Source organism: Spirosoma migulaei (genome assembly GCF_054776855.1).
Genome location: NZ_BAAHBG010000011.1, coordinates 93,120 through 118,846 on the forward strand (window position 1 = coordinate 93,120; position 25,727 = coordinate 118,846).

General features: G+C 51.5%; 20 protein-coding genes and 1 riboswitch. Of the genes, 8 read left to right on the forward strand and 12 right to left on the reverse strand.

Annotated elements, in window-relative coordinates; all coding sequences use genetic code 11:
• The first annotated feature begins 4 nt into the window (after positions 1 to 4).
• On the forward strand, positions 5 to 3,643 hold the full coding sequence (locus tag ACYVGO_RS14230) for an ABC transporter permease/M1 family aminopeptidase (RefSeq protein ID WP_460969838.1): 3,639 nt from the start codon (positions 5 to 7) through the stop codon (positions 3,641 to 3,643).
• A gap of 52 nt (positions 3,644 to 3,695) precedes the next feature.
• Here ACYVGO_RS14230 and ACYVGO_RS14235 read toward each other — a convergent pair whose 3' ends face one another.
• The 8 genes from ACYVGO_RS14235 to ACYVGO_RS14270 form a co-directional block, all read right to left on the reverse strand.
• Positions 3,696 to 4,232, reverse strand: coding sequence for a pyridoxamine 5'-phosphate oxidase family protein (locus ACYVGO_RS14235; RefSeq protein ID WP_460969839.1), 537 nt, complete (start codon positions 4,230 to 4,232; stop codon positions 3,696 to 3,698).
• Positions 4,233 to 4,340: 108 nt separating this feature from the next.
• On the reverse strand, positions 4,341 to 6,056 hold the full coding sequence (locus ACYVGO_RS14240; RefSeq protein WP_460969840.1) for an arylsulfatase: 1,716 nt from the start codon (positions 6,054 to 6,056) through the stop codon (positions 4,341 to 4,343).
• Between the two features lie 122 nt (positions 6,057 to 6,178).
• Positions 6,179 to 7,237 (reverse strand): glycoside hydrolase family 2 TIM barrel-domain containing protein, encoded by a 1,059-nt coding sequence (locus ACYVGO_RS14245; protein ID WP_460969841.1) that lies wholly within the window; start codon positions 7,235 to 7,237, stop codon positions 6,179 to 6,181.
• A gap of 24 nt (positions 7,238 to 7,261) precedes the next feature.
• Complete coding sequence (locus tag ACYVGO_RS14250) at positions 7,262 to 8,902, reverse strand: arylsulfatase (protein WP_460969842.1); 1,641 nt, start codon at positions 8,900 to 8,902, stop codon at positions 7,262 to 7,264.
• Positions 8,903 to 8,983: 81 nt separating this feature from the next.
• Complete coding sequence (locus ACYVGO_RS14255) at positions 8,984 to 10,447, reverse strand: RagB/SusD family nutrient uptake outer membrane protein (protein ID WP_460969843.1); 1,464 nt, start codon at positions 10,445 to 10,447, stop codon at positions 8,984 to 8,986.
• 18 nt (positions 10,448 to 10,465) lie between these two features.
• Entirely contained in the window at positions 10,466 to 13,966 is a 3,501-nt protein-coding gene (locus tag ACYVGO_RS14260) for a SusC/RagA family TonB-linked outer membrane protein (RefSeq protein WP_460969844.1), read from the reverse strand.
• Positions 13,967 to 14,000: 34 nt separating this feature from the next.
• The gene (locus tag ACYVGO_RS14265) at positions 14,001 to 15,002 is read right to left on the reverse strand and encodes a FecR family protein (protein WP_460969845.1); all 1,002 of its coding nucleotides are present in this window, start codon (positions 15,000 to 15,002) and stop codon (positions 14,001 to 14,003) included.
• Positions 14,999 to 15,700, reverse strand: a complete 702-nt coding sequence (locus ACYVGO_RS14270; protein ID WP_142775086.1) for an RNA polymerase sigma-70 factor — start codon at positions 15,698 to 15,700, stop codon at positions 14,999 to 15,001. Before ACYVGO_RS14270 ends, ACYVGO_RS14265 begins: the two co-directional genes overlap by 4 nt.
• Positions 15,701 to 16,064: 364 nt before the next feature.
• On the opposite strand from ACYVGO_RS14270, the gene ACYVGO_RS14275 reads away from it, so the two are divergent.
• The 6 genes from ACYVGO_RS14275 (at position 16,065) to ACYVGO_RS14300 (ending at position 20,934) form a co-directional block, all read left to right on the forward strand.
• Positions 16,065 to 16,418: a PadR family transcriptional regulator gene (locus ACYVGO_RS14275; protein WP_142775085.1), complete on the forward strand. Its 354-nt coding sequence runs from the start codon at positions 16,065 to 16,067 to the stop codon at positions 16,416 to 16,418.
• A gap of 44 nt (positions 16,419 to 16,462) precedes the next feature.
• Positions 16,463 to 16,960, forward strand: a complete 498-nt coding sequence (locus ACYVGO_RS14280) for a hypothetical protein (RefSeq protein ID WP_460969846.1) — start codon at positions 16,463 to 16,465, stop codon at positions 16,958 to 16,960.
• A 57-nt stretch (positions 16,961 to 17,017) separates the two neighbouring features.
• Positions 17,018 to 19,420, forward strand: coding sequence for an ABC transporter permease (locus tag ACYVGO_RS14285; RefSeq protein ID WP_460969847.1), 2,403 nt, complete (start codon positions 17,018 to 17,020; stop codon positions 19,418 to 19,420).
• A 73-nt stretch (positions 19,421 to 19,493) separates the two neighbouring features.
• The gene (locus ACYVGO_RS14290) at positions 19,494 to 19,712 is read left to right on the forward strand and encodes a penicillin acylase family protein (protein WP_460969848.1); all 219 of its coding nucleotides are present in this window, start codon (positions 19,494 to 19,496) and stop codon (positions 19,710 to 19,712) included.
• A gap of 225 nt (positions 19,713 to 19,937) precedes the next feature.
• Positions 19,938 to 20,462: an antitoxin Xre-like helix-turn-helix domain-containing protein gene (locus ACYVGO_RS14295; protein ID WP_460969849.1), complete on the forward strand. Its 525-nt coding sequence runs from the start codon at positions 19,938 to 19,940 to the stop codon at positions 20,460 to 20,462.
• Positions 20,463 to 20,466: 4 nt separating this feature from the next.
• A complete protein-coding gene (locus ACYVGO_RS14300) occupies positions 20,467 to 20,934 on the forward strand; it encodes an RES family NAD+ phosphorylase (RefSeq protein ID WP_460969850.1) in 468 nt (155 codons plus the stop codon).
• 40 nt (positions 20,935 to 20,974) lie between these two features.
• Here ACYVGO_RS14300 and tenA read toward each other — a convergent pair whose 3' ends face one another.
• The 4 genes from tenA to thiM form a co-directional block, all read right to left on the reverse strand.
• Complete coding sequence (gene tenA / locus ACYVGO_RS14305) at positions 20,975 to 21,625, reverse strand: thiaminase II (protein WP_460969851.1); 651 nt, start codon at positions 21,623 to 21,625, stop codon at positions 20,975 to 20,977.
• Positions 21,626 to 21,632: 7 nt separating this feature from the next.
• The gene (gene thiD / locus ACYVGO_RS14310; RefSeq protein ID WP_460969852.1) at positions 21,633 to 22,439 is read right to left on the reverse strand and encodes a bifunctional hydroxymethylpyrimidine kinase/phosphomethylpyrimidine kinase; all 807 of its coding nucleotides are present in this window, start codon (positions 22,437 to 22,439) and stop codon (positions 21,633 to 21,635) included.
• Positions 22,440 to 22,562: 123 nt separating this feature from the next.
• Positions 22,563 to 23,204: a thiamine phosphate synthase gene (gene thiE, locus ACYVGO_RS14315; protein ID WP_460969853.1), complete on the reverse strand. Its 642-nt coding sequence runs from the start codon at positions 23,202 to 23,204 to the stop codon at positions 22,563 to 22,565.
• The gene (thiM, locus tag ACYVGO_RS14320) at positions 23,201 to 24,007 is read right to left on the reverse strand and encodes a hydroxyethylthiazole kinase (protein WP_460970085.1); all 807 of its coding nucleotides are present in this window, start codon (positions 24,005 to 24,007) and stop codon (positions 23,201 to 23,203) included. The genes thiE and thiM overlap by 4 nt, the downstream gene beginning before the upstream one ends.
• Positions 24,008 to 24,053: 46 nt before the next feature.
• A riboswitch (TPP riboswitch) is annotated at positions 24,054 to 24,156 on the reverse strand.
• 111 nt (positions 24,157 to 24,267) lie between these two features.
• On the opposite strand from thiM, the gene ACYVGO_RS14325 reads away from it, so the two are divergent.
• Complete coding sequence (locus tag ACYVGO_RS14325) at positions 24,268 to 25,569, forward strand: alpha/beta hydrolase family protein (protein ID WP_460969854.1); 1,302 nt, start codon at positions 24,268 to 24,270, stop codon at positions 25,567 to 25,569.
• The last annotated feature ends 158 nt before the right edge of the window (positions 25,570 to 25,727 follow it).

The following is a 25,727-nucleotide window of genomic DNA, read 5'->3' on the forward strand; positions in this document are numbered from 1 at the left end:
CACCATGTTTCTACACATATTTACGTTTGAAATCCGCTATTGGCTTCGGCAGCCAATGGTGTATGTTTTCCTGCTTGTCAATGTGCTGATGTTTACCTGGGCAGGGGCTTCCGATGACCTGACCATTGGCGGAACATTTGGGAATATTTATAAAAACGCGCCCTATGTTGTTCAGAACCAGTATGGTATCTGGTGCGTTTTTGCCCTGCTCATGACCACGGCTTTTGTGCAGAGTGCCGCCGTCCGCGACTTCACGTACAAAACCAGCCAGATAGTCTTCTCGTCGCCTATCCGCAAAGTCGATTACCTGGCCGGGCGATTTTTTGGCTCGTTCCTGGTCTCACTCATTCCGTTTCTGGGTATCTCGATCGGGATTATTTTCGGGACCTGGGTGGGCCAGGTAACGGGTGCTACAGATGCGGAACGGTATGGTCCGATTGTGTGGTCAGCGCACCTGAACAGCTTCCTGATTTTTGCCATTCCCAATACCTTTCTGGCCGGAGCGTTTATTTTCATGCTGGCGGCTCTGACGCGCTCCTCGATTACGGCTTTTATCGGGGCTATTGTGCTGCTGGTAGCGCAACTGATTGCGGGTACATTTCTGGGCGACGTGGAGAACGAACACCTCGCAGTCTATTTCGATGCCCTCGGTTACGGCCCATTCCAGCTCATTACGAAATACTGGACCGTCAGCGACAAAAATACACGCTCGGTGGGCCTGGGTGACGTGCAGGAACTCATCAACAGAGTTATCTGGATAGGTGTTGGGATGGTGTTGCTGGTCATTACGTACGTCCGGTTTTCGTTTGAAGAGAAAATAAAGAAAGTTCGTAAAAAACGGCGCGAACAACTGGTAGAGGATGCCGCTGCGGCCGGGAAAGTAGTTTTTGGCCCGTTGCAATCGCTGCCGCGCGTAACCCTGAGCTACGGTTGGTCGGCGCAGTGGGTACAAATGACGCGCGTATTCCGAACCGATTTCCTGGGAACGGTGAAAGGCACGGCGTTTATTGTGATTCTATTCGCGGGGCTGCTCAACATGGGTTTCTCACTGCAATATGCCGGGAAATTTTATGGCCTGAGTTCGTATCCCGTTACCTATCAGGTCATTCAGCTTATTCGGGGTACAATCTCCTTGTTTCTGTTTGCTATCATCATTTTCTACTCCGGTGCCATTATCTGGAAGGAGCGTGACGCCGACCTCGACCAAATTTACGATACCATGCCGCACCGTAATTGGTCGGTGTTTGTAGGGAAGTTTCTGGCTATGATGGGCATTGTGGCCATTATTCAGGTGCTGTGCATCCTTGCCGGGGTAACCGCACAACTCCTGATGAGTTACCCGAATGTAGAGTTGGGTCAGTATGCGGTTGAGTTTCTGCTGATCGACCTGTTGCGGTATGCTCCAATCATCATGCTGTCGATGCTGACGCATACGCTGGTGAACAATAAGTACGTCGCGTTTTTTATTGTCATCGCCTTGCTCATTGCCAACGCCTATGTCTGGACCCCGCTGGATGTGCAGAGCAATCTGATTCAATACAATGCCTCGCCCAATTACCAATATTCCGACATGAATGGCTGGGGGCCGTATGTTAAATCGTTTGCCTGGTTCCGGGTATATTGGTCGCTGTGGGCCGCCGTGCTGGCAATGGTCGCTATTCTGTTCTGGGCGCGGGGCAAGGATATGTCGTGGAAAAGCCGATTGCGGTCGGCAAGGCAGGCGCTGAATGGCACGAATCGGCTGGTGTTTGGCGGGCTGGCCGTAGCACTATTGCTGGTGGGGGGCTTCATTTTTTATAACACGAATATCCTGAACCACTATGTTACAGGCAAAGTGCGCGAAAAGCAACAGGTCGCTTACGAACAGAAATACAAACGATACGAACATCGTCCACAACCCCGGATCGCGAATGTAAAGTACACCATCGACGTCTATCCCGAAGAGCGAAATCTGGTCGTAAATGGCGATTATGTGCTGGTGAATCGGAGTACGGCACCTATTGATTCGGTGCATATGGTGTTTGCTAACCGGCTGGAGTACAGGATTGATCTGGAGCGGGCAAAACAGGTACTGGACGATTCGCTGTTGAACTATCGTATTTACAAACTTAGTCCCGCCCTGGCTCCCGGCGATTCGCTGCACCTTCGTTTTACGACCCGGAAGCGAACGCCCGGTTTCGAGAATGAGGTGCAGTTCACGAAGCAGATCAGCCAGAATGGTTCGTTTTTCGATAATTTCGATATTGCCCCGCAGATCGGCTATCAGGAGCAGGGCGAAATTTCCGACAAAAACGACCGCAAGAAATACGGCCTGCCCGAAAAAGCCCGCATGCCAAAGCTGGAGCGCAACTGCACCGGCGATTGTATGGATCATTACATCAGTAACAACTCCGATTGGGTGATGGTCGAAACAACCATCAGTACCTCACCTAACCAGATCGCTGTGGCACCGGGTTCCTTGTTGAAAGAATGGCGACAGACCGGTTCCGATGGGCAACCCCGGCGCTATTTCCACTACAAACTCGATCATCCCTCGCTTAACTTCTATTCGTTTATTTCTGCCCGTTATGAGGTAGCTCGCGAGAAATGGAACGGCATTGACGTTGAAGTATATTACGATAAAAAGCACCCCTACAACGTTCGGGACATGCTGGAGTCGATCAAGGGTTCGCTGGCGTACTATACTGAACATTTTGGACCGTACCGTCATAAGCAGGCGCGGATCATCGAGTTCCCGCGCTATGCCAGCTTTGCGCAGGCGTTCCCCGGTACCATGCCGTACTCAGAAAGCATTGGCTTCATTTCCCGAATTGATCCCGAAGAAGACATCGACATGGTGAAGTATGTGGTTGCCCATGAGATGGGGCACCAGTGGTGGGCGCACCAGGTTATTGGGGCTTATATGCAGGGTGCTACACTGCTTTCGGAAACGCAGGCTCAGTATTCGGCGCTGATGGTCATGGAAAAAGCCTACGATAAAGGCCGGATGAAGCGGTTCCTGAAATACGAAATGGATCGCTATCTCTCCGCCCGAGGAACGGAATCACTCAAGGAAGTGCCCTTGGAACGAGTCGAAAATCAGGGCTATATTCATTACAACAAGGGGAGCGCGGTGATGTATTACCTGAAAGAATTGATTGGCGAAAGCGCCGTGAATAAGGCACTTCATACACTGATTGATCAATATGCTTACCGGCAACCACCTTACCCGGTTTCCTATACTCTGGTGGACCTGTTCCGACAACAAACCCCTGATTCCCTGCAATCAGTGATTACTGATCAGTTTGAGCGCATCACCGTGTTCAACAACCGGGCTACAGCCGCTTCGTCTAAAAAGCGCCCGGACGGTCAGTATGAGGTAACGATTGACGTGCAGGCCGAGAAGTTCTACGCCGATTCGCTGGGCCGCGAAACACCCACGACGCTCAACGATCTGATCGACGTTGGGGTATATGGCAAACCAGCCGAAGGTAAAAAGCAGGGTAAGCTCTTAGCTGTTCGTCGTGAGCGTATGAAGCAGAAAGTGGGGAAATACACCTTTGTGGTGAAGGAAGAACCCTTTGAAGCCGGTATCGACCCCATCAACTTCCTCGTTGATCGGGTGCCCGACGATAACCTGAAGCGGGTGAATAAGCTGGACTAGTAGGCCTGATGTTCATGGGCACGAACCAATTGCTCGTGCCCATGAACAATTATTATACGCTTAGCTTTCCTTCGATCGAGTCGTCCAGCGTTTTGCCCAGAATCGCACCCGCAATCGTCTTAACAAACGCCACGGCATTGCCGTGTTTATTATCCCAGTAATAGCCTTCCTGCGTATCCACTTTTATCGCCGTAATACGCGGATCATCGACGCCCTCCGTAAACCACGTTTTTAAGATCGGTTCCCAAAGTTCCTTAATGAGTTGCTTGTCTGTAGATAGCGTAGCTACGCCGTATACACTTAGAAAATCGGAATAATCCGAGCCCTGGAACAGGAGTTGAACATGATCGTCGGTCTGAATTTCTGCATTTTTATGGCTGTCGTTAGCACTTAAAAACCAGAAGTTGCCATCGTCATCTACCTTTTGTACCGACATCGGCCTTGTGCGTAGCGGCTCTCCGGTCGTAATCGTTGTGCAGAAATAACAGGTGCTGCCTTTACTAACCAGTTCGCTGATTTTTTTGCCAGCTTCGGCACCTGCCAAATCTTCGTGATTCTTTTCGGGCTGCTGTTGATTGATACTATCCATAACGGTTGAGTTTATTTGATACATCCTTACTCAACCCCTAACGTTTTGTTCAATCAACTCTCTTTTACGAAATCATGAATTTGCTCTTTCCTTATTGAATGGCCTGGCTTACTTTTTCCGGCCCGGTTTCGGAAACACCTCGTGCGAGTTAGCCCACTGTCGCCATAAGCTGGCCAATTGCTGAACTTTATCAGGATATTGAGCCGCTACGTCCTGGGTTTCGGATTTATCGGTTGCCAGATTAAACAGGCTCCAGGTGGTATCGCGGCTAGCCGAAACCAGTTTCCAGTTGCCCTGGCGGGCGTAACGGGCACCAAAATGCTCGTTGAACAAGGTCTCGTGACCCGACGAAACCTTTCCCGCAAAGGAAGGCATGAGACTTACTCCCGTTGTGGGGGTGATGGTGTGGCCTTTGTACGTTTTGGGATAGGTAGCACCAGTAAGCTCAGTAAAGGTGCTCATGAAATCCATCACGTGGCCTACCTGCGCACTGTAGGAGCCCTTTTTTGCGGTGATACCTTTAGGCCAGAAAGCCACCAGCGGGGTATGGACACCCCCTTCATAGGATTCCGCTTTCCAGAATTGGTAGGGTGTATTCGCTACATTAGCCCAGCGTTGACCAATCGACGCATAGGAAGTTTCGGCACCGGGCAGTATCTGCTTTTTTAGGTCGTACACGATTTTACGGCCATCGCGGGTTTCGTTGGGCCGGTCGAAACCGGGGCCATAGGCCGCGCAGTTCTCAGGGCTCGCTCCGTTATCCGACAAAAACAGGATCAGGGTATTATCCAGTTGGCCCGTTTCGCGAAGGGCGTTGATCATGCGACCAATGCCCTGATCCATCCGGTCGATCATGGCGGCATGAACAGCCATTGCCTGAGCATCCCACTCCTTGTCTGGGTTGCTTTCCCACGACTGATCATCCTGCCAGCGTTTAGATAGTTTGGTTTTAGCTGGGTCAATCAGGCCTAGTTTGCTCATTTTCTCGTACCGGGCTTTCCGTATAGCATCCCAGCCCGATTTATAGGTATCCTTGTACCTGGCGATGTCTTCGGGTAGCGCCATCAGCGGCCAGTGCGGGGCGGTTTCAGCGACGTAGATAAAAAATGGCGATGATCTTTTTGCAAAGGATTTAATGTAGGCTACGGTCGTATCGCTGATGGCGTCGGTATGGTAATAGTTTTTGGGAACCTCCCTGATGGGCTTTGTTCCGCTGACAAGGCTAAAGGGATCGAAGAAATCGACTACTCCCCAGATGTTACCGAAATACCTATCGAAGCCCCGGCTGGTTGGGTATTGGTCGATGGGGGCAAAATCGCCGTAGTCTTTTTTATGATTCAGCCAGTCGAGTTGCTCCTGGGGGCTTTTTTGTACGTTGGTGTTCGATACGTGCCACTTACCGGTCATAGCCGTTTGGTAGCCTGCTGATTTGAGTACTTCGGCCAGCGTAACGGTGTTTTCGGTCATGTGCCCCTGGTAGCCCGGTTCATCTTCCGCATCGGTCATCTTGCCAATACCAGCCTGATGGTTATAAAGGCCCGTGAGCAACGATGCCCGCGTAGGACAGCAGCGGGAAGTGTTGTAAAACTGCGTATAGCGAATGCCGTTAGCGGCCAGAAAGTCGATATTGGGTGTGTGAATTTCGCCACCGTAGCAGCCTAAATCCGAGAAGCCCATATCATCGGCCATGATCACAATGATGTTGGGTTTTTGAGCTGCTTTGGGCTGTACTGTGTCAGTTTGTTTCTTCTCAAAACCACCCAAAAGCAGGATGGATAAGACGGCCATTACCGGCAATAACCCAACGAACAAGACCTTTTTCATAAATTCCACTTATTAAAATGGATTAAATACAGAGGCACAGAGAACACGGAGAAAAATTAATGGAAGCTCAATAGTTAATCTTCTCTGTATTCTCCGTGGCTTTGTGTTCAATCCATTTTTCCTTATTTTTTACCCGTTAATGCCTTAATCTTGCTGATCTCGTCTTCACTGAAGGGCGTTCCGTCTGTTCTGTAGATGTCGTGGAACCACAATTCTGGTTCTTTGCCATCCGGCATAGGTGTTCCCCAGGCATAAATCGTATTCGTTTTGCCCGATACAAATCCCCAGTTGATGGCGCCAACATTTTCCTGCTTCAACATGGGCATAATGGTCTGGAAGAGGCTACCGTTTCTGCGGGCCATGTATTCCGTACAGATGAGGGGCCGGTTGTATTTGCGTAAGGACTTGATGCGCTGCTGGTGATTATCAATGTATCGGTAATTGTGGTAGGTGATCACGTCCGAGTTTTCTTCCTGAAACTTGTTTAGCTCCGTAAATTTGTCGTCCCAGTTCCAAACGCCCGCGCTGATCGGTTGCGATGGGTTAACGGCCCTGGCCCAGCCAAATACGGACTTCAACAGCGGTAAACTCTTGTCGAAGTACTGATTGTTACCCGGCTCGTTATAGAGGTCCCAGAGTAGGATTCGATCATCGTTTTTAAAGGTGGTCATCACGTCCTTTACGTAGCTTTCCAGCACCTTCAGACTGTCGGGGTGAGTCAGGATCATGGTGCCGGGGTCACGCACCCAGCCGCTGTTATGAATGCCGGGTTTGGGGGCAGGCTGCTTGCCGGGATGGTATTCGTCATTCCAGCAATCGTCAAAAAATACGAGTATGGTTTTGATACCGTGTTTATTGGCAATCTGGAGGTACTGTCCCAGACGATTTTTGAACCCCGCTTTATCGGTTGTCCAGGCCATATGGTGCAGATAAACCCGCATGGCGTTCAGCCCTAGCCCTTCGGCCCAACCTAGCTCCTTGTCAATAGTTTTTGGATCAAACGTAGCGGCCTGAAACATTTCGAGCTGGTTGATGGCCGTGCTGGGTTGGAAATTAGAGCCCCTCACCCAACCCTGTTTTTTATACCAGGCATTGGCCTTTTCGGTAGACCAGATTGTGCTTTGGGCGTTCAATCCTGAGGCAGAGAGTAGCAACAGGGCGATTACGAGTAGTCGATTCATAAACATTCAGGTATCAATTGGGGGTTATTCAGTCGTTTTAAAAAAATTCCACTCTTTCGAGAAATCCTGTTTCATAGTGCCTTTGGGAAAGACATAATGGGTATTGGCCCACCGGGTCCACTGCTGGTCCAGTTTTTTAATGAGGTCAGGGTGCGTGTCAGCCAGATTATGTTGTTCGGAGCGGTCGATTGCCAGATCATAGAGTTCCCAGGGGGCGCCAATCACACCAACGGCTTTCCAGTTGCCAAAGCGAATCGCCCGCATATTTTCGTGTTCCCAGTACATGTATTCATGCGGCTGGCGGGCTCCCCGCGTCACTATCGGCAGCAGGCTTTTCCCTTCAATGGGATGAATTTTTGCTCCCTTAGCCTCCGTTGGATAGCGGGCACCACTGGCTTCGAGAAACGTAGGCATAATGTCGATCAAGTAGCCGGGCATGGTCGAAATCTTGCCTTTCTGACTGGTTATACCGGCCGGATAATGCACAATCAATGGCGTGGCAATACCGCCTTCATAAGACACATGCTTGAACCCCTTGAAGGGTGTATTGGATGCATTGGCCCAGGCACCCCCATAGGAGATGGCACCGGACTTAGCCGGATCATTGATGTCCTGCATATCCCCACCGCCCAAAATACCCCCTTCCTGACAGGCCCCGTTGTCTGACAGGAACACGAGCAGCGTATTATCCAATTTGCCCGCTTTGGTCAGGTAATCGACCAGCTTGCCAATGTTCTGGTCCATTCGGTTGATCTGAGCCGCATACACGGCCATGCGGTAATCCATTTCCCGCTGTTTGGCTGTATCCTGAGCTGCCCAGGCGGGGTAAATATCGGGCCGAGCCGACAGTCCCCACGTTTCTGATGCAATGCCCTCCTTCACCTGCTTTCGGTACCGTTGCTCCCGAAGAGCGTCCCAACCCTGCCGGTATTTTCCCTTGAACTGATCGATGTCTTTTTGCAACGCATGCAGGGGCCAGTGGGGAGATGTAAAGGCCAGATACAGAAAAAATGGCTGCTGATCTTTCTGGTCTTTCAGAAACGCTAGGGCCTGATCGGTGAACGCATCCGTGGTATAAAAAGGCTGGGGCACGCGGTCAACGGGTTCGTTATCGAGCCAGATGCCGCGTGGCTGGATGGGATCGAAATAACTACTGGCACCCGCCAGTAATCCATAGAACCGGTCGAACCCACGCTGGCGCGGCCGAACATCCGGCGTGGCATGACCCAAATGCCATTTACCTGCCATGTAGGTGTGGTAACCGGCGGTTTTCAGCACTTCGGCCAGCGTTACACAGTTGCGGTTAATTTCGCCCCGATAGCCATAAACCCCGTAGTCATAATCGACCCGATTGGCTGGTTCTTTAGTCATGTGGCCAATGCCCGCCTGGTGCTGAAACAGCCCCGTCAATAACGACGCTCGGGTGGGGCAGCAGCGAGCGGTGTTATAAAACTGCGTAAACCGGACACCCTGACGGGCGAGCTTATCGAGATGAGGTGTCGGAATTTCGGAGCCATAACAACTCAAATCCGAATAGCCCATGTCATCGGCCATGATCAGGATGATATTCGGCTTTGTTTTGGTAGTGCTGCTGGGTTTTAGCGGCTGCGCAGTGGCGTTTAGACTAAAAACAAGGCTAAAAAACAATACGGCTAGTTGTTTCATAAACGGAGAAGTCGTGCTTATTAGCTTAAAGCGAATCCCGTCGCCTTTCTATCACTCACCAGACAAGGCAACAGGAAATCCTCAATACCCCGGATTTTGAACGCAAAGTTTATTAGCATCAATTTCTGACTGGGGAATGGGGAATAACACCCGTTCCGGTTTCGCATTGGTAACGCCCCGGGCCTGTGCCAGTGAAATAAAGGTGCCCTGCCGAATCAGGTCTTCCCGTCGCTTTCCTTCCGATACAAATTCCCAGCCGCGTTCTCTAAAAATAGCCGTACGAAAGGCCTCTTTGGTGGTGGCATCCGCGTCGGTAAGGGTAGGAATTCCGGCTCTTGTCCGAACCTGATTGATCAGTGCGAACGCTTCGGCGGTTGGCCCATTGAGTTCGTTTAAGGCCTCGGCGCGCGTGAGCAGGATGTCGGCATAGCGGATAACCGGAACGTCGGTGCCGCTGTTGTTGCCAACGGTATTGTTGTCCCAGTATTTAAAGCTCCGGGCATTATCGCCGGTCGACAGATCGACGGTCTGGTTGCTGCTGTTCACGTAGCTGGTGCAGATCAATTGCAGCCGTTTGTCGGTTGGCGCAAAGGTGCTGGTAAAGGCCGTGCGCAGCCGGTACTGGGTTGCAAAATTAGACATGGTTGACTTGTACACGTAGTTCGGGAACTGCGGACTGCTTTTGTACGAAGGCGGTAACGCCCCAGCCTGATACCAGTTCCCAAAGGGGTCTTCGGTACGGCACTGTAATACCAGAAGCATTTCGCGGTTATTTCCTCCTTCATTCTCTACCCGAAACAGGTCCACAAAACTTGGGTTCAGCGCATAATAGTTAAGGTCAATCACGGCCTTGGCGGCATCGGCCGCTTTTTGCCACTGTTTCGTATTCAAATAAAACTTGGCCAGAATCCCGTTTGCATTGCCCTTGTTCAAGCGCCCAAACGCTTCTTCTTTCCCCGGATCAGGTAAATCAGCCAGCGATTGGGTGATCTCTGTTTCGATAAACGTCTTCAGTTCGGCATCCGTGGCCCGTGCCAGATCCGCGGCCTGGGTGGTTGATGTACGGAGTGGAACGGGTCCGAAAAAGTTATACAAAAGTGCATAGGCCTGGGCTCGTAACACGCGGGCTTCGGCTTTATAGAGCTTTTTGTTGGCGTCGGAGGTGTTAACATTGGCGATGTTCTCAATAACGCCGTTGGCATCACGGATCGTCCGGTAATTGGGCGTCCACATATCGTCGTTGAATGTGCCGATGGACGGGTCCCAGGTGAAATTGACGAGGGTAATCAACTGGCCATTTTCGGCACCACCCGTATTGAAACCCATGTCGGTGGACACTTCGGAGTCATTGATCACGTAGCGCGAGTTCGACTGGGTTTGTTGCTGGGCGTAGGACGAGAACAGCAGCGATTTAATCCCACTTTCGGACGTCAATACGTTGCTGGGCGAAAATTCAGACTTGGGCGTTACCTCCAGTGCCTGTTCGCAGGATGAAAGCGCCAGCAGAAAACCGCTGAAGGAAAGATATATAAATGCCTTTTTCATGTGAAATACAAGCTAAAGTCAGAACTGGAGGTTAAGGCCGGTTGTGAAGGTTCGGGTGAGCGGATAGGTATTGTAGTCGATTCGTAAAATATTGTCGCCGAGGGCATTAGCGGCTGGATCGGTGCCGCTATACTTCGTGAACGTGTACAGATTCTGGCCGTTGACGAACACCGAAGCCGAACTGATGTAGCGATTTTTGGGCACGGGCAGCTTGTACGACAATCGGATAGCCTGAAGACGCAGGTACGAGGCATCTTCAACCGTTTTGTTGGTAATCTGCCGTTGACCCTGCACATCATTCGGCAGAAAAGACGGATAGTCGTTGGTTGGGTTGTTGGGCGTCCAGCGATTCAGGTAGGGAGTGGCCAGTTTATTACGCCGATAATCAACAGGGTAATAGGCATCGACCAGGCTGCTGTTCAGCATTTTTGCCCCCTGCGATCCTTCAAAGAACACGTCCAGAGCAAGCCCTTTAAACGAGACATTGGTGTTGAAACCGTAGTAAAAGTCGGGCAGCGATTTACCAAGAATAACGCGGTCGCTGGCATTGATGATGTTGTTGCCATCCAGATCCCGGTATTTCAGGTCGCCGGGTCGAACACCGGTTTGGGCCTTCCCGAAATCGTCGCCCGTTTGCCAAACGCCGTCAACGATGTAACCGTAGAAGGAGCCGATGGACTCGCCGGTTTTAAGAATACTTACCTGGCCAATACTCCCCGGACCCGAGCCGATGGACTGGGTTACATTGCCCAGACTCAGCACCCGGTTCTTAAGGGTTGTGATGTTGAACCCGGCGTCGATTCGGAAATCTTTCTTATCCAGAACAATGCCCTTCAGCGAAAATTCGAAACCCGTATTGCGCATGCTGCCCACGTTCTCGGTGCGACTGCCAAAACCCGTGCTGGACGGCTGCGGGATGTCGTACAACAGGTTGGAGGTTTTACGATTGTAATAATCCGCGCTACCCGTTAATCGACCGCTAAAGAAACCAAAGTCGATCCCCAGATCCGCCTGTACCGCTGACTCCCATTGTAGATCGGGGTTGGCACTGCGGGTAGGTTGCAGCGAGCTTACTTTGCTCTCATTGAAAACGGCATTACGTCCGGCGGAGTAGGTGGAAAAATAGAGGTAGTTAGTTGTTGGCTGGTTACCCGTTACGCCGTAGCTGGCCCGCAGTTTTAATTCACTTACTGATCGGCTGGATTTTAGAAAATCTTCGTCATGAATCCGCCAGGCCAGCGCTGCTGAGGGGAAATAACCGAATCGTTTGTTTGGCCCGAACCGCGCAGACCCATCGGCCCGTAAAGCGCCCGTAAGCAGGTATTTTCCTTTGAACGCATAGTTCACCCGGCCCAGAAAGGAGACCAGCTTGTTTTCCTGACGACCGCTGCCAACGCCATTCAAGGTATTATCGCCGGTACCCAGCGCATCGAAAGTGAGGTCCGACAGGGCAAAGGAGCGGGAACTGGCAATTAAAGCGCTGGATGTATAGCGTTCGTAAGTTGAGCCTACAACCGCCGAAATCCGGTGATCGTTGATCGTTTTGTTAAAGTTCAGCGTACCCTCGGCCAGATAATAGCCCCGTTTCCCGTCGCGCACATCGGCATAACCGTTATAGGATAAACCCGTTAAGGTGGTTGGGTCGATCCAGAAATAACGCTGGTTATCGTTTAAATCGACTCCCACCCGAACCTTGGCCGACAGGGATGGCATCAGGAAGTACTCGGCGTACATGTTCCCGAAGGTGCGGTAGGTATCGCCCATGCCGTACTGCCCATTGATAACGGCAAGCGGATTATCCATCGGGGCCATCAGGGGGGAGCGATAGTACGAGCCGTCGGCATTATAGGGTGGGGCAGTCGGATCGTAGTTCTGCGCCATATACAGGGCGCTGGCGTTATCATTCAGGCCCAAACCTGTAGCGTTGTAGTAATCCCGTGTGTAGGACGTAGTCAGACTGATACCCACATTGTATTTGTTGGCAACACCATTTTCCAGGTTGACGCGGGCGTTGTACCGACGGGTACCCGATTTGAGCATGATACCATCCTGATTAAAATACCCGGCGGATATGTAGTAGCGGGTGTTTCCCCCAGCTCCACTGAACGAAAGATCGTGCGACTGGATGGGGGCATTCTCGAACAACAGTTGCTGCCAGTCGGTGTTGGCGTTGGGGCCGGTTACTTTGGGGGTAGTTAACTTGCCCAGATCAATGATGGAATTGATCACATTGGTGTACTCATCCCCCGTCATGAACCGCTGGGTGTGGGCTACTTTCTGAACGCCGTAGGTGCCATTGTATTCCACCTTTAGCTTGCCATCTTTTCCTTTTTTGGTTGTAATAATTACGACCCCATTAGCCCCGCGCGATCCATAAATGGCGGAAGCCGATGCATCTTTTAAAATCTCAATCGACTCAATATCAGCCGGGTTCAGGCTATTCAGTGGCGTTCTATTATTGGGGTTACTGGTTGTGCCGCCTGCGCTGGCGGAGCCAATAGCTGTACCATCGTTTACGGGTAACCCATCAACCACGTACAGCGGGTCATTGTTACCGGTTATGGACGTAATTCCCCGAATCTGAACGCTCATGGTGGCACCAGGTTCACCGCTTTTCTGGTAAATCTGCACACCCGGCGATCTACCCGTTAATGTTTGCTGTAGGTTGATATTGGTCCCTCGGGTTAAATCCTGCGCTTTGAGCGACGTTACCGAACCGGTCAGATCACTTTTACGGACGCTACCGTACCCCACAACCACCACCTCGTTCAGCGACTGATTATCCTCCTGAAGCTGGACGTTGATCTCCGATTGCTTATTGACGACCACCTCCTGGGCTACATAACCCACGTACGAAAAAACCAGCGTCAGTGATGTGGGGCCGGTAGCCGGTTCCGGGATGTTGATCTGATACCGACCGTTGGCATCGGTAGTGGTTCCCCGGTTGGTCCCTTTCACCACCACACTCACGCCCGGTAGCGGACCGGAGGAGCCAGTACGGCCATTGTCGGCGGCTCGCACCGTGCCACTAACCGGAATATCTTCGGGCGCTGGCGCTACCGACGTTGTTGTAGATAACAGGCCCGTATTCAGCTGATTCGTTTCCGGCGAACTTGATTCAGAGGCCGGGTTTACCGGAGGCTGAGCATCGCGGCTTGATGGGGTTGGCTTCCGGGTTAACACAACCCAGGTGCCTGGTTTAACCTGCTTGTAACGCAGGTTGAACGGCTTGAGCAGTCGACTCAACGCATTCTCCAGCGACGAGCTTCCGGCCAGTGCATCGGCCGGAACGGTCAGATTGGCAACCGTTCGGTCTTCAAACAGAATGTCGGTCTGGTAGCGGACTTTCAGATCGTTCAGTACATCGGCCAGTCGGTGCGTAACCACGACCGGCGCAACAACACTGGTACGTTGTTGCCGTGCCATGGCAATGGTTTGGCTGCTGGCAGGCTGGAAACCGCTGAGTAACGTTCCAGCGAGCAGAATGGGCAACGCAGTTGGGGTAAAACGTGAACACATAAAGTAGCTGCGGTAAGGGTAGGAAAGTCAGGGGTTATTCGAAAAAAGTGACGGTGTTGTCTTTCTGTTTGTAGTTGATTTCCAGTAACTCGGCCACCACCTGCAGGAATTCATCGGCATTGTTGGCCTGGAAGGAGCCCGTAACGGTACGGTTGCCTAACTCCTTGTTTTTCAGGATGACACGCAGGTTGTAGGTGTCCCGGAGAAGCTCCGCGATTTCGCGAACGGTCGTGCTTTTAAACACAAACCGATGATCGCGCCAGGCTGTACTGATGGCGGGCTGTGTGGTGTGACTTTGCGTAAGCTGTCCGGATGAATCTACACTAACCGCATCGCCGGGTTTCAGTCGAAGCTGGCGGACAGGCTTGGTAGGGCTGGCGTACGTTAGCTGGATGGCCCCTTTACTCAGCACGACTTTGGTGCCCCCCGGTCGATCATATACGTTAAATTCGGTGCCTAAGACAACCACGTCTACCCCCCGATTGGTGTGAACAACAAACCGCTGATGGGAGGGTGTGTGCTGGATGGAAAAAGCAGCTTCGCCCGTTAACCAGACCGCCCGTGTTTTAGCTCCAAAACCGAAACGTGGAATCCGAAGCGTTGAGTGTGCATTGAGGGTTACCTGCGAGCCATCGGGCAGCGTCAGTTGACGCGTTTCACCGTAGGCTGTTTCCTGCGTTTTGTACAATAGCTGTTGCCGACCGGCATATAGTCCGGCTAACAGACACAGCGCAAGACTGGCCGCAACTAGCCAGCGCGGGCTAATGGGTAAAGGACGTACACGCGTGTCAGGAACGACTGCCAGTGGAGATTGCTGTTGTTCCCAGACCTCAATCCGGTTCAGGACGGTTTGGAGGCCTTTTTCATCATCTGCAACGTACTGAAGGTGCTGGCGTTCCCATTCATCGAGCCAGGCTACGTACTGCAACTGGTTAGCCGGTTGCTGTAGCCAATTGGCAATCATGGCTCGTTGCAGTGCTGTTGAGCGACCCGCAAAGTGCTCGAACAGGGTTCCTTTTGTAATGGTCTGGTTCATTCGGCAGCAGAAGTTTTCGCCGATGCTGGGAGGATCGGTTGAGTAGTGGGATTGGTAAAAACAAGTAGGGCTAGCCAGAAAAATAAGCCCATTCGAAGCGTCTGACGTAGCTGCGTGAGCGCCCGACTTAAATGAGCTTCAATTGTTTTTGGGGAGATCTGGAGTTCGTCGGCAATTTCGCGGTGCTTTTTGCCTTCAAACCGACTCATCACAAACACCCGCTGGCATTGGGGTGGGAGGGTGCGTACGGTTTCTTCAATCCGCTGATAGAGCTCTGTATACTGAAGTAATTGCTCGGGATCTGGCGAACCGTCGAACTCAATGGGTTCTGTTTCGGCCTGCAACGGTGATGGGTTCTGCTGGAACTCCAGCCGCATATGCGTATAAGCACGCTTCCGTACGGCCATGTATAGATAGGCCTGATACGAGCTGGTAATCTGTTGGTGCACCTGATTTTTCCAGAAGCTGAAAAATACATCACTAACCAGGTCCTCAGCTACTGTCCGCGAATGCACAAAACGTACGGCCTGGCTGCACAGCGTCCGATAATAGCGCCGAAACAGTAATTCATAGCCCCGTCGGGCGTCCTCCGCGAACGTTTGCCGGATCAGAAATTCGGCATCCACCACAATCGGTTCAGCATCCGGTTTCCGGAAGGGATTGGTAGGCGTAGGGTTGTTGGGTAGATTTTCGGCCATTCGTAGGCAAACAGAACGTGTTTACTACTAAGTCCGCAAAATTCAGTTTATCCCTTAGTCGATTCACAGATTTATTTTAATTATTCTGATAGGTTGTCTGCTGTAGACACTTATCCACTGGTTTTTGCCATGACTGGCTTCCATTGGATTTCCGGTACATGAATCTAGGTGGAGTCAATTGACTTATCAGTGGTTTATCGGGAAGAACCGGGAAGCTATTGCTTGCTTGTTACAGACCAGCCAGTGCAGGCACAAGTAAAAGGCTTTCTATTCAACTGGTAGCTGGTATAGAAATTTTTGACTTTTCTTGTATATATAATTTTCTTATATATTTTTGTTTGAAAATTAACCGTTAACTAGATCAATGGATTCAGCCAACCAGGAATTCTTACGAGGCACACTGAAGACGATTGTTCTTCAATTGCTGGCTCAACAGGGGCGAATGTACGGATACGAAATTACCCAGGCCGTTGACCAACGCACGGGTGGTGAACTAACCCTCACCTTTGGGGCGCTCTATCCGTTGCTCCACAAACTCGAAGATGAAGGCTTACTGATTACACAAAGCCAGGAGGTTGATGGGCGCCTGCGTAAATATTACCTGCTTACCCCAACAGGTAGTGAAACGGCAGTTCGGAAAGCTGGTGAGTTTGATCGCTTTATTCAACTGATGCGGCTGATCATCAGGCCTTCACCGGATGTTGCTTTCGGACAATAAATTATGACTGCCTCCTGTTTACTCCTTTGCCCTTTCACACGTTTATGAACAAATTATCTCCTACCCAACTCAACCGCCTGGAGCAGCAAATCCAGAAAAACAAGCCACATCAGGCATTACATGCCGAATTGGTAGACCATATTGCCTCTCTGATTGAGCAACGTATGGACCAGGGGCAGGCTTTTTCTGACGCTTTTGATCAGGTTTTGCAGCAGGCTAATCCACAAGCATTAGATCAGTTGAAACAACTCTATCTTCAGGAGTTCAGCAATCGGCCTTCGCCAGCTTTGCCCACGTCTTCCCGGACTAAACGACGGTACAAACGGCGTCCGGAAACCAAACCCTTTCAGTATATGCTACTCTCCAGTGTGTTTACTTTCCTGATCCTGATGGGGTTTCTAGTCGTGGTCAGTAGACCCCTGGCCGTGCCAATTGATGCGTTCCAAACCGCCTGGGGGGCAGCTGGATTAATGGGTATACTCGTTGTTCAGTGGTGGCTGGTTCGAAGGTTTCGTAGCCCAAAGCGCCCACAGATGGTTTAAATCCGGCTTTCCTGCTAACCGGATAGGCTTCCTATTCCAATCTAAATCCTCTTCCTGATGGTTAGTCACTACCTCAGCGTGGCCCGGCGCCACTTGTGGCAAAATTGGTCTGTCAACCTCATAAGCCTATTAGGACTATCGGTCGGGTTCGCAAGTGGTTTGATCCTCTTTTTGGTTGTCAATTACATGTTTAGCTTTGACCGGTACCATCCACACCTGGATCGGACTTACTGGCTAGTAACTGACGTCAAGCATGAAACAACAATGCCGACCGATGCGGCACCGCGGCCATTAGCTGAAGTACTCCGGCGCGACTATGCGTTTGTGGAGAATGCTGTTCGGCTGGAAACCTTTTTTGGGCGTACCCTGAGTGTCTCGAACGGGAAAGGTGGCTGGATAAAAAAGTTTGCCGAAGCCCGTACCGTCTGCTATACCGAACCCCAATACTTCGACCTGTTTGGGGTGGAGTGGGTGAGTGGCAACCCCAAGACGGCCCTCGCGGTTCCCAACACAATTGTGTTAAGCGAGCGCTACGCCCACAAGTATTTCGATACGGCAGCTGCCCTGGGTAAGACGCTGCGCTTAGATAACCGAACCGACCTGACAGTTACGGGTATTGTTAAAGATCCACCGGCCAATACGCAGCTTCGGTACGATGCCTTCGTGTCCTATGCGACAATTCCCGTACTGGAAGGGCCAACGGCGCTAGCTGACTGGCAGGGGCTCCAGGCCATGTGCTTTGTGCGGCTGCGGGAAGGCGTCGACCCTGACCTGCTGGGCCAAAGCTTACCCGCAATTCGGCGTAAGTATCTACCTTCCCGGCAAGCCGCTCAGTTTGAGTACCATGTCTTGCCCCTGGCCGAACTCAATCACCAGCGAAGCGGTATGGCCCCGCGGCCAATTCTCTATGCCCTGATTGCGGTAGGCGTGTTGCTGGTCATGGCGGGCTGCGTCAACTTTATTAATCTGGCAACGGCCCAGGCAATTAAACGGGCCAAAGAAGTTGGTGTGCGCAAAGTGATGGGTAGTACGCGGGGCCAGTTAATTGGCCAGTTTATGCTGGAAACAACCTTGGTGGTACTACTGGCCTTGCTCGTTGCGGTAGTGCTGACTCAGTTGAGTTTACCGCTAGTTAACCGAACGCTGGCGGCTCAGGTTGACATGCTACGTCCGGATCTGTCCATTCGGGATGTGGTTCAACCCCGGGCGGTGGGTTGGTTTCTCAGCTTGATCATTGGCGTTATTGTCCTCTCGGGTTTATATCCTGCGTTTGTGCTGGCGCGTTTCAAGCCTGCAACAGCACTCGCGAATAAACCCACAACGCGACTCATTGGCGGGCTAACTGTGCGACAGGGACTTATTCTGGGCCAGTTCGTACTGATGCAGTTGTTTATTCTGAGTGTCTTGGTGATCACGACTCAGCTTCATCACATGCAGCGAGCCGAGTGGGGTTTTCGCCACGAATCGACACTGGTTGTTTTCCTGCTGCAACGGGATGCCGTACCCCTGGCTACATTGCGTGAGCGGTGGATGCAGGTGCCGGGTGTTGAGCAGGTGGCCTTTGGAAGTGACCCACCCGCGTCTCCCTACAACCGGCCAAGTCCGTTCAGTTACCATAAAATGAACGAGCCAGAACCTTTTGATACCCGGCTGCGGGCGGCTGATGAACACTACCTTTCTGTTTTCGACATATCGCTGGTGGCGGGCCGGAACATTCGATCCACCGATACGACCGGTCGCGAAGTGCTGGTCAATGAAACGCTGGTGAAACAACTGGGTATCTCCGCCCCATCCGCCGTAGTCGGTAAACCCATTCGGGTAAAAGATGCCGACCGGGTTATTGTTGGTGTTGTGCGGGATTTTCGAAGTGGGGACCTACACCAGCCCATTTTGCCGGTAACGTTGGTTCATGATCGTCCGCACAGCCGAATGGCCATGTTACGCCTGACCCCGACGAATTTACCCCAGACTCGTCAGGCCATTCAGCATGTTTGGGATGAACTGTTGTCCGATGAGGTTTACCGCGCCGAGCCGTTACCGGATATCATGAAAAGCTTTGACGAACTAGAGCGATTGGTGGCAGGGCTGGCTCAGGCATTTGCGCTGGTGGCCATCGGATTGAGTTGCCTGGGGCTATACGGGCTGGTTACGTTCCTGAGTGAGACCAAAGCCAAAGAGATTGGGGTTCGTCGGGTATTGGGTGCCCGAACGGAACAACTGCTCTGGTTGCTTGGCCGGGAATTTGGCAAACTACTCGGTCTGGGCTTTTTAGTGGCGGCACCGTTAGGGGGATGGATATTATCGGGTTGGTTGCAGCAGTACACGCACCGAATTTCGGTAAACGGCTGGTTAGTAGGAGGAACGCTCCTGATAACTGGGCTGATAACTGCTCTGACCATCTCTCGACAGGCCCTAAAAGCCGTCCGTACCAATCCGATTCACTATCTAAAAAGCGAATAACAGGCTCGATCTTTCGTGTGTCGTCCTGACACCCTGCATCGTACTTTCCTTTACCTAATTCGTTCACTTGCTTATGAAGCTACTACCTGTTTGTCTTTTCCTATTGACGTTGACGACCAACGCTCAGCCCACTACGCGTCAGCGTTTAATAGCGGGGAAGTCAGCCCCTGTTGAGATTTTATGGGATACGGCTGGAGTGCCCCACATTTATGGGCAAACGCTGGAAGCGATGTACTACGGCTTTGGCTATGCCCAGATGCATAACCATGCCGATCTGCTGCTTCGGTTTTAACGTAGTAAAACTAGTCCCTTCCCTGTATAGCTTTTGCTCTTGCTACTGAATCTATGTTGTGCTGGCTTTCCGCTAGGTAGTCAAACACCCACATTGTAACGGTAAAAAGAAGATGATTGAAACAGATAGCTTACTATGTTTAGTTTGTGCACAGGAGGAGAAACTTTTAGTGCAAATTTGCCATTTATAGTTTGTAATTTTGCACTGTACATTCATGCCTAGCTTATGCAAGCGGTTCTGCCAGTTACTAGCATTATCAGTCAAGCCCGACAAGGGGTTTTGCGCCGACGCGTCGATGAAGTCGCTCGCTTGGTAGGTCTCACCGATAAAGAAATGGCCCGTATCCTGAATATGTCCATCAGGGGACTGCATGGGAAAGCCAACGCGGCACGATTGAGTCTGGCCGCTAGCGAACGACTGCTGTTGCTGGAGCGACTCGTTCAACGAGGGCTTGCCGTTTTTGACGGGCGAGTTGAGCTGTTGGCACGTTGGCTACGCACGCCACTGGCTGAATTGGCTTACCGGCCAGAGACGGACCTAAGCCTTCAGGAAATCACCCCTGGCTCTCTTCGAGATATGGGTAGCTTTACTCAACCAGTTCAGCCAGTTTCTAAAGCAACGACCCCTACTTTGTTGAATGATGAACTCTCCGTAGTAGCCCAATCACCCTTAGCTGTATTGGATACGGTATCGGGTTTCTCACTGGCTGAAGATGTATTGGGCCGCATTGAATGGGGTATAGCCGGGTAAGTGAATGGACGTATATCGTATCCATAAAGAGCCCTATCATCGGGAGCCTTTATCCGTGGTAGGAAGCCACCGACATGGTGGCCGTTGGAATCCAAAAGGTATTGGTATCCTTTACTCCAGTCGTACACCAGAACTGGCCTTGCTGGAAACGTTGGTTCATCTGCCTCCCTTAACCTTAGCTGAACTCCCTCAACTGTGGTTAACTACCCTGCGTTTACCTGACAAAGCCGATAACATCTTTTGGCTTGATCCTACAAAGCTACCCGCTTATTGGAAGAGGGGCACCTTAGGCGAAACCCAAACGATACTAACCGACTGGTTGCAAGCGCCTTTTTGCTTGGCTATAGCGGTGCCGTCGGTCATCTTAGAGATATCTTACAATCTGTTATTGCACCCCCAACATGCTTCTTTTGCTGATGTGGAAGTCGTCAGTCAATCGCCCATATCACTAGATAGCCAGTTGCGTAAATGAGCCATTTTTTGGTCGGCCAGCTTTGAACGTGCCAGATTACTTACACAAGCCAGCGATTTTGCGTATAGGCATCGTTCCAGAAATACCATTCCAGTCGGCTTGATATACGGAAAGCTTCCTGCATTTGGTCCAACTCAAGTGGTCCGGCAGTTTCGGCATAGGCATCCGTTAATGCAAGCATCTGATTGACAGACTGATCGAACGCATCGCCTGCGTAGGTGTCGATCCAGGTGCGATAAGGGTTTTCCTGAATGGCTCGCTCATAAATGTACTTGCCCACTTGTCGGTAAATCCAGAAGCAGGGCAAAACAGCCGCTGATCCTATAGCCACTGATTGGAGCGAAGTTGTGGCGAGCAGATAGTTCGTATATGCAAAGCAGGCGGGCATTTTAGCCGTTTCGGGCTGGATGTTATAGAGCGAAAAATAGGTTTGGTGCAAAGCTCGTTCAACAAGGATGGCGTTCTGCGCAAACTGCGTGAATTGCAGCATGTCGTTGGGATTGGTGGCCCGTGCTGCCAACTGATTCAGGGCGCGGCTGAAATCGGCCAGATATAACGCATCTTGCTGAATGTAGTACTGGAACGTAGCCGTTGGAAGATTGCCCGTTGTTAGTTCATCAACAAAACCATGCGTCAGGATGGAGGAATAGACTGGACTGATGTCTTGCCAGAGTTGCTCAGTGAATTTCATAAAGAACTTATTGCCAAACATTGAAAAAATGATGGACCGGGCCATGACCATGCCCTAGCTTGTAGAGTGCCCCCGCCTGAAGCGCCCCGGTCAGGTACGCTTTAGCTGAGGACACGGCGTCAAAAACTGATAAACCTTTGGCGAGTCCACAGGCAATAGCCGACGATAACGTACAACCCGTTCCGTGCGAGTTACCGGTTTGTATTCGGATCGTCGGAAATAAGTGAGACTCGCTGGCAGAAACATAGAGTAGGTCTGTACTTTCATCCGTCGTTAAATGACCACCTTTTATCAGAATGGCCCCTGGGCACAGTTTGGCTAACTCTTCCGCTGCTGGTTCCATATCGGCCAGTGTTTCAACAGATCGACCCAGCAATACACTTGCCTCGGGTAGGTTAGGTGTAATGACGGAGGACAGAGGTAGTAAATAGGACTTGAGTGCGTCGATAGCTTCGTCCTGCAAGAGTTTATCCCCGCTTTTGGCCACCATAACTGGATCAAGCACGATAGTCGTTACCCCGAATTCGGTTAACGTTTTAGCCACCTGCACAATAACTTCGGGCGAATGAAGCATCCCGATCTTAACGGCATCGACCCCAATGTCGCTTAGTACAGCCTTCATCTGTTCGGCAATAAAGGCCGGAGATATTGGAAGAATGCCCGTTACGGCTTTAGTATTTTGGGCTGTTAGAGCCGTTATCACCGACATGCCATAGCAGCCAAGCGCGGCAAATGTTTTAAGATCGGCCTGAATGCCAGCCCCTCCACCACTATCCGAACCGGCAATCGTTAATACTCGTGTGTAGGTTTTCATGCTTAATTGAGAATGAAGGTTCAATTGTGAGTGGTGTCAGGTTCTAAACCTGACACGCGTACGGTTTCTCAAAACCGTTGGTATGATTTCGCTAGGTTTTGAGAAACCGTACGCGTGTCGGTTTTAAGAAACCGACCCCACTTGTGCATCATCCATCAGCCGAATGAGTTCCCGGCTAGCCTCATACGGTGAGGGTTGTCCGCAAATGGCCGACACCACTGCAGCACCCGAAGCTCCGGTCTGTCGAATGGACTGTATGTTGGTTGCGTTGATGCCGCCAATAGCAAAGGTGGGTAGGCTGGTCTGCTGGCAAATGGCCCGCAACCCAGCTAACCCCAAAAGACTGGATGTATCCTGCTTGGTACCCGTCGGAAAGATAGTGGCGATGCCCAGATAATCCACATCAGCGTCACGAGCAGCTTCCAGTTCGGTCAAATTGTTAATCGACAGACCAATAATCTTGTCGGGGCCGATGAGCGAACGCACCAACGCGCAAGGCATGTCGTCCTGTCCCACATGTACGCCATCGGCATCGATCGCCAGGGCTATATCGACCCGGTCGTTGATGATTAGTTGGGCTCCGTAGGCTTGTGTAATGCGTTTTAAGTCTAGTCCGAGGTCCAGAAAGGCGCGGGTCGATAGCTCTTTCTCCCGGAGTTGGACCCAGCGAACCCCCGCCCGACAGGCCTCTTCCACTACGTATGCCAGCGTATGGCCCGCCTGTTGGGCAATAGCGCTATCGGTTACTAAATACAACTGACTCATGCCCATGTCAGCTTAAGTCGTTCGTCAATCTCCGATTCGGTCAGTTCATACAAGGCATCCAGGAAGTTAACCTGCAAGCTACCGGGGGCCAGCTTTTTCTCCGCGGCCAGTTCACCCGCAATGCCCATAACGGCCATGGCGTGTGTTGCCGCCTGAAAGTAATTGGTATTAACGGCAGCGAAGGCACCCGTCAGTGCGGTGGCGGTACAGCCCATACCCGTTACCTTAGTCATCAGGGCATGACCATTGGCTACAACGGCCGTCTGTTTTCCCTGGATGATGTAATCGGTTGCGCCACTAATCACGACCACACTGCCCCATACAGAACTCAACCGCTTTGCTGCGTCAACGGCGGCCTCGGACCCGTATAAACTGTCGACACCTTTGGTTTGGGCATTCAATCCCGCCAGTGCCATAATTTCGGAGGCATTTCCCCGGATGATATCGGGTGGGGCCAGGGCCAGCAATTCTTCACTAACCCGATTTCGGAAGGTTGTTGCGCCAACGCCAACGGGGTCAAAAACAATAGGCTTCCCAAGGTTTTTAGCCTGCCGCATCGCGAGCTTCATACCGGCCACAAACGTGGCGTCGAGCGTACCAATGTTGACAACCAGCGCACTGGAAATCGAAACAAACTCTTCAACTTCGTCGGGAGCATGGACCATCGCGGGCGACGCACCCAGTGCCAATAGCGCATTGGCCGTGTTGTTCATGACCACGAAGTTGGTAATGTTATGGACTAGCGGAGCCTGCGTGCGGATACGCTCGATATCGGTCCAGATGGATTGAGGAGATTGAGTCATGTTGCTGCTAATGAGTTCGGTAAACAGCAACTTTAGGAGAGCGGAGCGCATCTCGGTAACTTTTCCCTACGGCAGTACGAGCTGCATCAGGTAGTGAGGGTATTCTCTCAGCCAGTCCAGATTTGGTACTGACACCCCTAAAGTTGTGTTGGCAAAGGTAGGGGATAATGCCTTATAGAATGACAAAAAAATAAGTCTGTCTCTTGACTTTAGAAAGTTTAAGATAGCTTTACGGGCAATATTCCTACTCCTTAAAATCTGTGAAATCGACCGCTATTCGTTACCTGCTGCTCCTGCTCTTTACGCTGGTAGCTACCTGGCAGACCATCGCCCAAACCCCTGACAATACCTTCGTAAATGGCGATCTGTTACCTAATGCCCCCGAACTCGCAGCTCGTGGAACCTACGGTGTTGGCGTGCGAACTCTTAAACTAGTTCACAAAGATCAGGTCGATGTGTTGCACCAGAAAGAGGGAAATAGCCCACTGTATGATCGTCCGCTGACGGTTGAAATCTGGTACCCGGCTCGTATTTCGCCCAATAAGCCAGCCACCGTTACCTATGAGTCGGTGCTTGGTCGGGCCAACGACCCAAAACGCCCCCTTATTCCGTTCACGTTTGCTGGCCGGGCTGCTCGTGATGCTGAGCCAGATGCCAGTGGTGGCGCGTACCCATTGGTTATCGTGTCGCACGGCTACCTCGGTTCTCGGCTGTTGCTTACCTACCTAACCGAAAATCTGGCGTCGAAAGGCTATGTTGTTGTCTCGATTGATCATACCGAATCGACCTACAGCGATGCGGCTGGTTTTCCAAGTACATTGCTGAACCGTGCGCTCGATGATCTGTTTGTACTGAACGAAATGGCCCGACTGGGTGCCAAGTCAAGTACTACTTTTCTGGCTGGCCTGCTCAATGCCGACAATACGGCGTTGGTTGGTTATTCGATGGGAGGTTACGGCGCACTCAATGCCGTTGGGGCGGGGTACAGTCCTCAGGCCGTTAAGCTGTTCGGTCAGTTGGCGCAGGGCAGTACGGCCCTTGAAAGTCGCTCAATGGATTCGCCAACCTATAAAGCTTCGCTCGATCCGCGAATTAAGGCCGTTGTTGCCTTTGCGCCCTGGGGCATGGAGCGCAGTGTCTGGGATGCCAAAGGGCTGGCGGGTTTGACCTTGCCGACGCTGTTTGTGGCGGGGAGTAAAGATGATGTATCGGGCTACGAAAAAGGCATCAAAGCTATTTATGACGGAGCCATCAACGCGGATCGCTACCTGCTTACCTACGTAAATGCCCGGCACAATGTAGCACCCAACCCACCACCCGTAGCCTCACTCCAGCCCGGCGTGTCTGTTGATGAGTACATGCATTATGCCGAACCAGCCTGGAATGAGCGCCGGATCAATAACATCAACCAGCACTTCGTTACGGCATTTCTGGGTATTCATCTCAAGAAAATGGAGTACGCTAAGTACCTGGATCTACCCGAAACAGACGCTGCTGGAACGTGGACCGGCTTCAAGCCCCGCATGTCGGTCGGGCTGGAAATGCGGCATGCGAAGCCGTAGGGTTGTAGTCTAAAAGCCCTTAATCTCTGAAGGGGACTTTGCTCATGCCTAAACAAAGTCTCCTTCAGGAAAACGATTGTGCAGTCGAAGCGGCTCTGGCTGTGTTGAACTTCGGGTTTAATACCCTTGAACTGGACAAAATTACTTCCTTTACTACT